The organism is Bradyrhizobium sp. ISRA442, assembly GCF_038085055.1.
Lineage (GTDB): Bacteria > Pseudomonadota > Alphaproteobacteria > Rhizobiales > Xanthobacteraceae > Bradyrhizobium.
The window spans coordinates 12,927-25,351 of the sequence record NZ_JALGCN010000034.1 but is presented as its reverse complement, the minus strand read 5'-3'; the positions used below and the strand labels follow the sequence as shown (position 1 = coordinate 25,351).

General features: G+C 64.2%; 8 protein-coding genes. All 8 read left to right on the top strand.

Features of this window, described 5'->3' with window-relative positions; all coding sequences use genetic code 11:
- Positions 1-2: 2 nt before the first annotated feature.
- Entirely contained in the window at positions 3-527 is a 525-nt protein-coding gene (locus MTR72_RS37840) for a thermonuclease family protein (RefSeq protein ID WP_341512150.1), read from the top strand.
- A 134-nt stretch (positions 528-661) separates the two neighbouring features.
- On the top strand, positions 662-844 hold the full coding sequence (locus MTR72_RS37835) for a hypothetical protein (protein ID WP_341512149.1): 183 nt from the start codon (positions 662-664) through the stop codon (positions 842-844).
- A gap of 529 nt (positions 845-1,373) precedes the next feature.
- Entirely contained in the window at positions 1,374-2,567 is a 1,194-nt protein-coding gene (locus tag MTR72_RS37830) for a DUF932 domain-containing protein (protein ID WP_341512148.1), read from the top strand.
- A gap of 711 nt (positions 2,568-3,278) precedes the next feature.
- Positions 3,279-5,402: a ParB/RepB/Spo0J family partition protein gene (locus MTR72_RS37825; RefSeq protein ID WP_341512147.1), complete on the top strand. Its 2,124-nt coding sequence runs from the start codon at positions 3,279-3,281 to the stop codon at positions 5,400-5,402.
- Positions 5,403-5,508: 106 nt separating this feature from the next.
- On the top strand, positions 5,509-6,012 hold the full coding sequence (locus tag MTR72_RS37820; RefSeq protein WP_341512146.1) for a hypothetical protein: 504 nt from the start codon (positions 5,509-5,511) through the stop codon (positions 6,010-6,012).
- 376 nt (positions 6,013-6,388) lie between these two features.
- Positions 6,389-6,625 carry a DUF4326 domain-containing protein gene (locus MTR72_RS37815; RefSeq protein ID WP_341512145.1) on the top strand — a complete coding sequence of 79 codons (237 nt, stop codon included), beginning with the start codon at positions 6,389-6,391 and terminating at the stop codon, positions 6,623-6,625.
- Between the two features lie 99 nt (positions 6,626-6,724).
- Positions 6,725-11,047 carry a strawberry notch-like NTP hydrolase domain-containing protein gene (locus MTR72_RS37810; RefSeq protein WP_341512144.1) on the top strand — a complete coding sequence of 1,441 codons (4,323 nt, stop codon included), beginning with the start codon at positions 6,725-6,727 and terminating at the stop codon, positions 11,045-11,047.
- Positions 11,047-12,108: a DUF7146 domain-containing protein gene (locus MTR72_RS37805; RefSeq protein WP_341512143.1), complete on the top strand. Its 1,062-nt coding sequence runs from the start codon at positions 11,047-11,049 to the stop codon at positions 12,106-12,108. Before MTR72_RS37810 ends, MTR72_RS37805 begins: the two co-directional genes overlap by 1 nt.
- Positions 12,109-12,425: the final 317 nt, after the last annotated feature.

Genomic DNA, 12,425 nt, shown 5'->3' with positions numbered 1-12,425 from the left:
TCATGAGCAAACGTCGAGTCCTGATATTGATCCTCCTGCTGTTATCGAGCGCGGTTCTGGCTGACAATTTTGTCGGCCAGGCCAGTGTCATTGACGGCGACACGTTGGAAATTCAGGGAATGCGGATCCGCCTTTGGGGCGTGGATGCTCCGGAGAGCACTCAGCTATGTCGCGGTGAGGATAGTTTACAGTACCGCTGTGGTTCGAAGGCTGCGAACGATCTCGACGCTTACATTGCCCGGCGCCCCGTCAACTGCGTCCCGCTCAGCCTCGACCGGTATGGCCGCACGGTCGCGACCTGTTCGGTCGCGGGCGGAGATCTTGGGGAATGGCTTGTGCGCAACGGCCTTGCGTTGGATTGGCCGCAATACTCGAAGGGCAGATATCACGAGTCTCAGCGCGAGGCTGAGCGCGCGGGCCAGGGACTTTGGAAGGGCAGCTACGTCGAGCCGTGGCTCTATCGTGCGTGCATTCGCGCGGGCGGCAAGCCGTCCGACTGTTCGGACGATGCGAATACCCATCCTTGATGCGATCCAGTGCGAGGCGTCAATCCACAACAAACATGACCGATCACCGCACTTGGTTAGCTGACTCTAGCGTGGTTTGGGCGACTCACGCTACGCCATCATTCTCGATCACCTCACTGCACAATGAGAATGAAATGGTTGCAGCCAACCGTGAAATGCCGGCCTCTGGTTACGCGCTTGAAGTGGACGGCCGGCTCAAAGCCGAATTTGCAACCAGAGACGGCGCCAGGGCAGGCGGAGAAGAACTAAAGAAGCGTTTTCCCATGCTTCAGATCAGGATCTATGACGCGCAGACGAATGCGCGCGAGGAAATCTAGATCTCAAGTCTTGGCGGATTCTTCCGCTTGTGCGCGTGCGGCTAGTGCCGCACCGGGCTCTCGTGAACCGAGCCGCTTTGCGTCTCGGCCGTGCGGCGTCGATCCCTCGCGCAAAGGGATGCGGAGCTCCTCGCCGGGGGCACTCGGGAAAGGGGCTCGCCTGCGGCGATCGCTATCACTGCCCCGTTCCCGGGTGCCGCTATTGAACCGGTCTCGTCGCTGCACTCGGACCCGCGTGCCCCTTCGGGTCGCTATGCTCACGCTCTCCGGGTGCCATTTTCCGTTGAGGCGATGCGCCGTTGGCGCACGCCTGGTCGGGCCTGCGGCCCTCCGCACCTCAAGGCCAAGTGCAATGAAGAAATCGGACGGAGGGAAAGCCCTTCGGGCTTTCCCTGACGGAAGTTGCGGCGCGGAATCTAGTGGGCGTCGGCGATCGAAGATGCAGGAGAGGCAGAGTGGAGTGGCGTTGGCCGTGACGGGTTGAGGACCGGAGGAGAGTCTTCCGGTGCCCGTCGTGGAGAATACTCCCATGAATATGCAGGTTCTTGATGCCCGCCGCGACGCCAGCGGCGGTTACAGAGTGGATGTAAATCGGGGCGACCGCGTCGGTCGGGTATCCTCGGAGTGGTTTTCTCGTCCGGCGGATGAGCGTTATTTGTCGCTCAACGAACTGGCCCGCACGGTGCGTGATCGCACGGACCGCAGCCGGACGCGCGTGGTGGAAAGCGCGCTCATCTATGTGGAGGCAAACCGTGCCGACCCCGAGCGCTTGGCCCTGATGCTGCCCGGCTCGGACACGCCGGTCGCGCCGACCCACTGGAGCTTCGGCCAGCTTGCAAGCCAGGTTGGTGCTCCGGCCGCTTACCTGCGGCAGCTCCCCGCGGCACTCGCTGGCATCAACCTGCAATATGGCCTGACTGCCAATCGCGTCGAACAGATCAAAACGCTCGAGACCGAGGATCGTCGCGTTGAGCTTCGCGCCGTCACTGGTCCCGACTACGGGCGCATCTACGACCACGAGTTGGTTGAGGCCGTGCAGCGCATCGCCGGCAACGGCACGGGCGATACGCGGTGGAAGGTGCCAGGTGTGCTCGACTGGTCCACCGGGATCTACAATCCCCGTGTCGACATTTCCAAGGACACGACGACCCTGTATGCATCGGACAGGGACGTCTTTCTCTTTCTGGTCGACGACCTGAACCCGATCGAAGCTGGTCGTCTCCGGGACGGCTCGCCCGACCTCTATTTCCGCGGCTTCTATTGCTGGAACTCGGAAGTTGGCGCGAAGACACTCGGCATGGCAAGCTTCTATCTCCGTGCGGTCTGCCAAAATCGCAATCTGTGGGGCGTGGAAGATTTCGAGGAGATCACCATCCGCCATTCCAAATACGCGGCCTCCCGCTTTGCCCACGAGGCGGCCCCGGCGCTACTGAACTTCGCCAACTCCTCACCCATGCCCTTCGTCAATGGCATCAAGGCTGCCCGCGAGCGGATCGTGGCACGCAGCGACGAGGATCGCACCGAGTTTCTGCGCCGCCGCGGCTTCTCCAAGGCCGAGACTGGCAAGGTGATCGATTCAGTGCTGGCGGAGGAAGGCCGCCCGCCTGAAAGCATCTTCGATTTCGTGCAGGGCATCACCGCCGTCGCGCGCGACAAGCCGCATCAGGATGTCCGCCTGGATATTGAGGCTAAGGCCAAGAAGCTGCTCGACCGGGTGGCGTGATTTCCGGCAAGCCGGGACTTTCGGGTCTCCGGCTTGGTGCGTCTGCGCTCTTCCGATTCACGGGTTTCGTAACCTGCCGTCTCGGAGGGACGGCATTGCGACCGCCGTCGCGGGCCCACAATCCCGCGACGGCCTTTGGGAGGTGGTCCGTCGACAAACTGGCGGTTCCGCGTAGCGCCGAAAAATGCACGCTCAGGTGCCGCGATACTCGCTCACGATTTTTGCGTGGCCGCGTTCCGCTTCGGCCCACGTTGGGTAACGCTCCCGTCGGGCGTCGCAGGAGGGTACGCCCGCCTCCATCACCTCGGTTTCGAAAACAAGAGGGCGATCTGGATCGCATCCGAGATCGAGACCAACGAACACGGTTGAGACGACAATATCCGGACCTATCTGGGTCCTCGCGACAACACGGTCGGCTGATTCATACCATTGCCGCCACGAAACCGCGTTCGTGCACTTAGGTTCGCGTCCATCCAAAATATAATGGCTCATGGCAGTCAACATAGCCGCCCGTGCCAACCGGCGCCAGCCGTTTCGGGTTTCGTCCGATCTGAGATGCGAGGACGCGATTGGGATTCCCGATAGCACGGCAGCCGGCAAGCAGCTCCATTGCCCGCTGGAAAAGTGAGAGCGAGAGGAGGGCGGACCTCTCCGCGAACGGGTTGGAGGCCGAGAGAGAGGCTCCCGGCCGCCCGTTCCGGAGAAACTGACATGGCAAAGGCCGTTCAGAAGATCAAGCTGTCGCCGTCGCGCGACATTCCCTTCAGCAAGCTCGTCTTGAGCCAGAAGAATGTACGCCGGGTCAAAGCCGGCATCTCGATCGAGGATCTCGCCGAGGACATCGCCCATCGCGAAAAACTGTTGCAGAGTCTCTACGTGCTGCCCATCCTTGACGCCGACGGACAGGAGACCGGCATGTTCGAGGTGCCCGCCGGGGGGCGCCGTTATCGCGCGCTCGAACTCCTGGTGAAGCAGAAGCGATTGGCGAAAACCGCGCCGGTCCCCTGCATTGTCGGTGACATGGGCACCGAGATCACCGCGGAAGAGGACTCCCTCGCCGAAAACGTGCATCGCGTCGCGCTTCATCCTCTCGATCAGTTTCGTGCATTTCAGACGTTGCGCGAACAAGGCCGTCCCGAGGAAGACATCGCGGCTATCTTCTTCGTATCCGTCAACGTAGTGAAGCAGCGGCTCCGGCTCGCGGCCGTCTCCGCGAAGTTGCTCGACGTCTATGCCGACGACGGCATGTCGCTCGAACAGTTGATGGCGTTCTCTGTTACCGCCGATCACGCCCGACAGGAACAGGTCTGGGAGAACGTCAACAAGTCGGGCTACGACGAACCGTATCAGATCCGGCGCGTGCTGACCGAGAGTACGGTGCGGGCCTCCGACAAACGCGTGCGGTTTGTCGGACTTGCCGCCTACGAGGCCGCGGGCGGCAACGTCCTGCGGGATCTCTTCGAAGAAGACGGCGGCGGTTGGCTCGATGACGTCGCTTTACTCGAGCGTCTCGTCGCCGAGAAGCTGCGCACCGAGGCCGAGGCGATCGCCGCCGAAGCCTGGAAGTGGATCGAAGTCGCCGCGAGCCTTCCCTACGGCTATGATCACGGGCTCCGCCGGCTCGAGCGAGACCCGGCGGCTCTCACCGCTGAGGAGCAGGCGAGCTTCGATGCCCTCCAGGCAGAATACGACGCGCTTCAGGCAAAATTTGAAGACGCCGACGAACTGCCCGATGATGTGGACGTGCGTCTTGGCGAACTCGAGAAGGCGCTCGAGGCCTTGAACGACCGGCCGGACATCTTTGAGCCGGGCGAGATCGCAAGGGCCGGCGTCTTCGTCAGCATCGATTCCGAAGGGCGGCTTTCTGTCGATCGGGGCTATGTCCGACCGGAGGATGAAGCGCCTGCGGCCGATTTCGACGTCGGGCGGGGCACTGATGCGCCGGAGCCTGGTGCTTCTGTCCAGCGCACGACGATTTCGGTCGCCGGCCTATCCACCGAACCGGAGGATGATGATGAGGAGGAGGACCCGGCAAGGCCGTTGCCGGATCGGCTCATCACCGAACTGACGGCGCATCGTACGCTGGCGTTGCGGGATGCTCTTGCAGAAAATCCAGCGATCGCGTTCCAGGCGGTGCTGCACAACTTCGTGCTGACCGCCTTTTACCGGTTCGCACCGTCTGGAAGCTGTCTTGAGATCGGACTTCGCACGCCGACTTTTCCGACTCAGGCCCCCGGGCTCAGGGAAAGCGCATCTGCGAAGGCCGTTGAGGCCCGGCATGAGTCCTGGAAGGCGCGCTTGCCGAGGGGTGAGGACGATCTCTGGGATGCGCTCACGGCCCTTGACGGTGCCGCACAGGCATCCCTGTTCGCTCACTGTGCGTCATTTGCGGTCAACGCCGTCCATGAGCCGGCTAACCGCTACAATCAGGGCCGTGTCTCCGCTCACGGCGCTCGCTCTCGGCTCGACCAGGCCAATGTGCTGGCGCGCGCCGTCGGGTTCGACATGGTTCAGGCTGGCTGGAAACCGACCGTCGATAACTATCTCGGCCGCGTCACCAAGCCTCGCATCCTAGAGGCGGTACGGGAAGCCAGAGGCGAATCTTCCGCGCAACTGATCGACCACCTGAAGAAGGCCGACATGGCGAAGGAGGCCGAGCGTCTTCTCGATGGTTCGGGTTGGTTGCCGGAGCCGCTGCGTCTCGCCGACCCCACGGCGTCGCCAGCGGAGCAGGAGGCCGAAGCGGGTCCGCTGCCCGAATTCCTCGCCGACAACGACGGGCAGGAGGACAGTGGCGATGACGACACCGAGCCACAGCTCGATGCTGCCGAATGAGCCCTTATCGCGGGACGGCTTCGGCCGTCCCGCACTCCTTTTATCGCAATTCTCATCCCTCAGCCCGGCCTCGCGCCGGGCTTTTCGGCTATCAGAGGAGGCACGAATGGCCGACTACTACACCCCGACTGTGGTCCAGCAGACGATCCCGGAGGCCGATATGACGCCACTGGAGCGGTTGCTGCTCTCTCGCATCTTCGATGCCGAGCGCGACGGCGACGGCTGGTGTTTCTTCTCCGAGGTCAGTCCGGCCGACATGACCACGGTCGCGCGCGCGGCGCTCGAAGCCGCGCTTGCAGCGTCCGAGGCGGCCGGCCCGAACGCCGCCAACAGGATCGCCACAGAGCAGCTGGCAAAGCTTGAAGCCGGTGAACCGCCTTCGCACGACATTGATCTCGATCTTACGACCACATCCTGGGAGCTCATCATCCAGGACATCGTTCGGCGCTCGTCGACGCTGGAGTACGTGTCGGCCGTTTCCTCCTTTACTTGTTCGCGGATGCGTGCCGATGGTTTTGGCGGCGCAGTCGTTGTGATCTCCGCCGATCAAATCGTCGGCAAGTCTACCAACGATCTCCTCGAGGAGTTCATCGCTCAGGTCGCACGGTGAAGCGACTGGATGGACCATGCAGTGCCCAGGGCAGTGCATTTCGTCTTGTCGCCCGACCGAATTGCTACGGATGGCTTCGCGATCCTGACGCGCCGGCGCCGCCTGCTTCCCCCGCGTGCTGTTGAGTGAATCCTTGCGCCCGGCCACCTGACCCGCGCTGCGGCGTGTCCCGTCTGGGCGCGCCACATCGGCGGTCAACGGGCTAGCCGTTCCCGCGCAGGCCCCGAGGGCGGCGCGTGACCTCCGATGCTGGACCGCGCCCCCTGCCAGGCCGCTGCAACGCGAGAAACAGGAGGCGACAGGCGATGTGCAGGGTTCTCAACAAGCATCAGGCGGGCATTCCCGCAGGAGCCATCTATATCGGCCGTGGCAGCAAGTGGGCAATCCATTCCGGATCGGCCGCGACGGCGACCGTTCGGCCGTCATCGCAAAATACGAGCGGTGGCTGGCGGACCAGCATCACTTGCTTCGCACACTCGATGAACTCCGCGGGAGCGATTTGGTGTGCTTCTGCGCGCCGCAGCCCTGCCATGGCGATCTGCTGCTGCGGCTTGCGAACGCGACGCGGGAGGCGCGCATCGCGTGGTGGCGCGGCGTGAGGGCGGCCGCGTGATGAGAGGGAGAGAATGGCCGGGACGGGTTTGAGCCGGCATGGTCCAGAGAGAGCGCCAGCCGGCTCGACCCGTTCCCGCTCTCCGAAAGACATCCAGCCATGACCGAATCTCTCGCCGGCGGCGCGGCCGCCGCGCCGCTCTCGATGCGTGCCGCTGCAAGTCTCACCTCTTCCGCCGTCAGGGCCGGGCGACAGCTCTTGACCGATCTCGAACGCGGCCGTCGCGTCGATGCCGCGGTGCTGCGCAGCGCGATGGAGGCTGCCTTCGGCGCCTCGGACGCGGCCGGCGTCTGGAACTGGAAGACCGCCTATGACGTCTGCGAGGCTGCAACCGTACTGTTCCTTCGCAAGTTCGGCCCGGCCATGCGGGCCAAGGCTGGCTCGACGGCCGCCATGCTGCCGATGCTCGCAAGAGTCGCGAGCTGTCTGCCGACCCACACGCGGCGTTCCGAGGACAGTCAGGCGCTTCAGCAATTCTCGACACCGATCCAGCTTGGGCTTGCGGCATGCACCGCAGCCGGCATTACGCCAGCCGATCGCGTTCTGGAGCCCTCCGCGGGGACCGGCTTGCTCGCTATCTTTGCCGAGCTCGACGGCGGCGTCTTGCTATTGAACGAGTTCGCCGAGGCCCGCGCGTCGCTACTCGATCATCTGTTCGCCAACGTTGAGGTCACGCGGTTCGACGCCGCCCAGATCAACGATCACCTCAATGCGAGTGTCGTACCGAGCGTCGTTCTGATGAATCCGCCGTTCTCAGCGGTGGCGAATGTCGATCGCCGGATGGCGGATGCGGCTCTCCGGCACATCGCTTCGGCGCTCGCGCGACTTCGCGAGGGTGGACGCCTCGTCGCCATCGCTGGCGCAAGCTTCGCGCCGGAAAACCCGGCATGGCGAGATGCCTTTGTGCGGCTCCAGGAACGCGGGCGGGTCGTGTTTTCTGCCGCGATCGACGCCGCCATCTACGCCAAGCATGGCACTCGGACGGATACGAGGCTGCTTGTGATCGACAAGCTGCCCGCTGCCGATCCGACGGCTTTTCCTGCCTCGCCGGGCATGGCAGTCGATGTCGCTACCTTGCTCGACTGGGTGAACCAGCATGTGCCTCCAAGGCTGCCCGTCGCTGCGCCATCGCAGATCTCCGCTATCGGGCGGCCAGCGATGTCGCGATCGACCGGCGCCGTTGCACCGCGCTCATCGTCCTCTTCGATAAGTGCAACGCCCGAAGGCGTAGAACTTGCGTACGAGACGGTCGAATGGTCGCCGCCGGAAGGCGCGCGACTCACCGATGCGCTTTATGAGGAATACGGATTGCAGTCGATCCGAATTCCCGGATCGTGCGCACATCCGACCAAGCTCGTGCAGTCCGCGGCAATGGCCTCCGTTGCGCCACCGAATCCGTCCTATCGTCCCCACCTGCCTTCGAGTCTGGTGGCAGATGGAGTACTGTCGGACGCCCAGCTCGAGAGCATCATCTATGCTGGCGGAGCGCATTCCGAATTTCTGCCAGGCTCCTGGACGGTGGACGCGACCTTTGATGTTGTGGCCGCCGCGCGGGACGACGCAGAGAATGCCGTCCACTTTCGCCGCGGCTGGTTTTTGGGCGATGGCACCGGGGCGGGCAAGGGGCGGCAGGTCGCCGGGATTTTGCTCGACAACTGGCTCAAGGGCCGTCGTCGTGCGGTCTGGATCAGCAAGTCCGACAAGCTGATCGAGGACGCGCAGCGCGATTGGTCCGCGCTCGACATGGAGCGACTGCTTGTTACGCCCTTGTCTCGGTTTCGCCAGGGCACCCCGGTCCGGCTTTCGGAGGGCATCCTATTTACCACCTACGCTACGCTACGGACCGACGAGCGTGGCGAAAAGCTTTCGCGGGTCAGGCAGATCGTTGAATGGTTGGGCTCCGACTTCGACGGAGTGATCATCTTCGACGAGAGCCACGCCATGCAGAATGCGGTCGGGGGCAAGGGCGAGCGCGGCGACCAGGCGGCCTCACAGCAGGGGCGCGCGGGCCTGAGGCTCCAGCACGCGCTGCCGAATGCTCGCGTGGTTTACGTATCGGCGACCGGTGCCACCACGGTCCATAACCTCGCCTACGCTCAACGCCTCGGCCTTTGGGGCGGCGCTGATTTCCCGTTCGCCACGCGTGCCGAGTTCGTTGAAGCGATCGAGGAGGGCGGGGTCGCGGCCATGGAGGTGCTGGCGCGCGACCTCAAGGCCCTTGGTCTCTACGCGGCCCGCTCGCTCTCTTACGAGGGCGTCGAGTACGACCTCGTTGAGCACCAGCTTACGCCGGAGCAGGTCCGCATCTACGACGCCTACGCCGATGCGTTCAGCATCATCCATAACAACCTCGACGCGGCGATGCGGGCCGCCAACATCACCGGCGCAACGGGAACGCTGAACGGGCAGGCGAAATCCGCGGCGCGATCCGCCTTCGAAAGCGCGAAGCAGCGCTTCTTCGGTCATCTCCTGACCTCGATGAAGACGCCGTCGCTAATCCGATCTATCGAGCGCGATCTCGAAGCTGGCCATGCGGCCGTCATCCAGATCGTGTCGACGGGCGAAGCGCTGATGGAACGTCGGCTTGCGGAAATTCCGACCGAGGAGTGGGGCGACGTTCAGGTCGACATCACGCCGCGCGAGTACGTCCTCGACTATCTCGCCCATTCCTTTCCGGTCCAGCTCTACGAACCCTTCACCGACTCGGAGGGCAACCTCTCCTCCCGGCCTGTCTATCGCGACGACCAGTCGGTCGAGAGCCAGGAGGCCGCCGCCCGCCGCGATCGTTTGATCGAAAAGCTCGCGTCGCTGCCGCCCGTGCCCGGCGCGCTCGATCAGGTCGTCCAGCGTTTTGGCACTGACATGGTCGCCGAGGTGACTGGCCGCTCGCGCCGCATCGTTCGCAAGGGCGACCGGTTGGTGGTCGAGAACCGAGCCGGCTCCGCCAACCTCGCTGAGACCTCGGCCTTCATGGATGACGCCAAGCGCATCCTCGTGTTCTCCGACGCCGGTGGCACGGGGAGGAGTTACCATGCCGAACTGTCGGCCCGGAATCGCCGGTTGCGGGTCCATTACCTGCTCGAGCCCGGCTGGAAGGCCGACGCCGCGATTCAGGGCCTCGGCCGCACGAACCGGACCAATCAGGCGCAGCCGCCGCTGTTCCGGCCAATCGTGACCGACGTGAAGGCCGAAAAGCGCTTTCTCAGCACCATTGCTCGCCGACTCGACACGTTGGGGGCCATTACGCGCGGCCAGCGCCAGACCGGAGGGCAGGGCCTGTTCCGGCCCGAGGACAACCTCGAAAGCCCGTACGGCCGCGATGCATTGCGTCAACTCTACCTGCTGCTCGCGCGAGGCAAGGTCGAGGGATGCTCGCTCGAGAGGTTCGAGGACGCGACTGGCCTGAAGCTGACAGATGCCAATGGGCTCAGGGACGACCTGCCGCCGATCACGACCTTCCTGAACAGGTTGCTGGCACTCACCATCGACCTGCAGAACGTCCTGTTCACCGCCTTCGAGCAGCTCCTGACCGCCCGGATAGAGGGCGCGGTCGTGTCCGGCACCTACGACGTTGGGCTGGAAACGCTCCGCGCCGAGAGTCTTGTCGTCGCCGACCGGCGGACGATCTACGTCCATCCCGGCACTGGCGCCGAGACCCGGCTGCTCACTATCATCCAGCGCCAGCGCAATCATCCTGCGAGTTTGGTTGACGCTCTTGATCATATTTCCAATCGTCATGGTGTTCTGCTGATCAATGAGCGCTCGGGACGAGCCGCCGTGCAGGTCCCGGCCCCGAGCGCCATGCTTGACGACGGCGAGATTGAGCGGCGCGTCCGCCTGATCCGTCCGATGGAGCAGCACACAGTGCCGCTAAGCATGATGGCGGAGAGCCATTGGGTCGAGGCGGACCGCGAGCGCTTCGCCGCGGCCTGGCTGGCGGAGCTTGCGGAGGTGCCTGAGTTCACGGAAAGCACGATCCACGTCGTGGCGGGCTTGTTGCTTCCGATCTGGAAGCGGCTGCCGACCGAATCGACCCGCGTCTATCGGCTCCAGACCGACGCGGGCGAGCGCATCATCGGTCGCAGGGTTTCGGCCGTCTGGGTCGCAAGCGTCCTTGCGGCGGACGCGCCTTCGCTGACGCCGGACGCTGCCTTTGCCGCGCTGATGGAGGGACGGACCGTCCTCCACCTCGCGGGGGGACACCAGCTTCGTCGTGTCCGGGTGATGGGCGCATATCGCATCGAGCTGTCGGGTTTCAACGACACGATGCGCGATCGACTGCGGGCCTACGGACTCTTTGGGGAGATCATCTCTTGGAAGCTGCGCATGTTCGTGCCCACGGACGCAAGCGGCGTCGCGATCCTGTCGAAGGTGCTCGACGGCTATCCGGTTGCGGGCATCAGTGAGCGGGAGGCCGCGTGATGTCCCGCGGTGTCTCCGAGCTGGTACGCCGCCTTGCGCGTGAGGCGGAGGCGGTGTGCCGATACTATCTCTCCAATGGCAAGCGGGCGGGGCGCTACTGGGTGGTCGGCGACGTCCACAACACCCCCGGCCGCTCGCTGTTCGTGCGGCTCCACGCATCACCCAAGGGCCGGGCTGGCAAGTGGACTGACGCTGCGACCGGCGAGCATGGCGATCTCCTCGACATCATCCGGGAAAGCCTCGGGCTTCGTGACTTCCGTGAGGTCGCCGAGGAGGCAAGGCGTTTTCTCAAGCTACCCCGCCCTGAACCGGAACTCGTCATCAAGCCGACTCATCCCGCAGCAACGGTCGGCTCACAAGAGGCCGCAAGGCGGCTGTTTGCGATCTCAGGTCCAATTGAGGGTACCGTTGTTGAGACTTGCTTGCAGCGTCGCGGAATAAACCACGTGCACCATGGTGGCAGCCTGCGCTTCCATCCGCGTTGCTACTATCGACCCGATGATCATTCGCCGACCGAGGCGTGGCCGGCGATGATTGCCTGCGTCACGGATCTCGACGGCCGGATCACCGGCGTGCTCCGCACTTGGCTCGATCCAGACGGCTTTGATCGCGTGCGGCTCGGCAAGGCCCCGATTGACACGCCGCGACGAGCCATGGGCGACCTACTCGGCAACGCCGTTCGCTTCGGCGCGGCGGACGACCTACTTGTCGCTGGCGAAGGCATCGAAACGATGCTGTCGCTACGTTGCGTGCTTCCGACGTTGCCGATGGCCGCTGCGCTTTCGGCAAATCATCTCTCGGCCATGTTGCTGTCGTCGTACTTGCGTCGGCTCTATATCGCTCGTGACGCGGACGCCGCCGGAGAAGCGGTGCAAGCTATTCTGTTGCGGCGCGCAGAAGCAGCCGGCATCGAAGTAATTCCGTTGTCGCCTCGGTTGGGTGACTTCAACGAGGATCTGCGCTTCTTTGGCCTCGACGCCCTCAGGGCAGCGTTGCGGCTTCAACTCGTACCAGAGGACGTCGACCGCTTCCTGCGTTCGTCGACGGTAACGGCGGAATAGCTCCGGTGCCTCGATCCGGGGTCGACAGGTCGGTCTCGGCAAGGCCAATGCCGGAAGGGGACGCGACCACGGCCTTCTAGAGGGCGATCGGACGGCAGGCGGCCCAGGCCGGCAATGGCTGCGTCCGGCTATTTTCCGCCGCGCGCCGGCGATGAGAAGACACATCAGCCACCTGACCGGCGCGCTTTGCATCGCGAAGCAAAATAGCCGGCCTCCGCCATCCTCCGCTGCCGCTTCGGCCCTATCGGGTTCTGGCCCGTTCCGCCCGCCGTCTGAGTGATCGCCACGAAGGCCGCGATGGGCGCGGCCGACCCGGC

What these genes read in the sequence shown, in the direction of transcription:
- MTR72_RS37835 (WP_341512149.1), top strand. Translation starts at nt 662, where the DNA reads ATGGTTGCAGCCAACCGTGAAATGCCGGCCTCTGGTTACGCGCTTGAA.
- MTR72_RS37840 (WP_341512150.1), top strand. Translation starts at nt 3, where the DNA reads ATGAGCAAACGTCGAGTCCTGATATTGATCCTCCTGCTGTTATCGAGC.
- MTR72_RS37820 (WP_341512146.1), top strand. Translation starts at nt 5,509, where the DNA reads ATGGCCGACTACTACACCCCGACTGTGGTCCAGCAGACGATCCCGGAG.
- MTR72_RS37805 (WP_341512143.1), top strand. Translation starts at nt 11,047, where the DNA reads ATGTCCCGCGGTGTCTCCGAGCTGGTACGCCGCCTTGCGCGTGAGGCG.
- MTR72_RS37810 (WP_341512144.1), top strand. Translation starts at nt 6,725, where the DNA reads ATGACCGAATCTCTCGCCGGCGGCGCGGCCGCCGCGCCGCTCTCGATG.
- MTR72_RS37830 (WP_341512148.1), top strand. Translation starts at nt 1,374, where the DNA reads ATGAATATGCAGGTTCTTGATGCCCGCCGCGACGCCAGCGGCGGTTAC.
- MTR72_RS37825 (WP_341512147.1), top strand. Translation starts at nt 3,279, where the DNA reads ATGGCAAAGGCCGTTCAGAAGATCAAGCTGTCGCCGTCGCGCGACATT.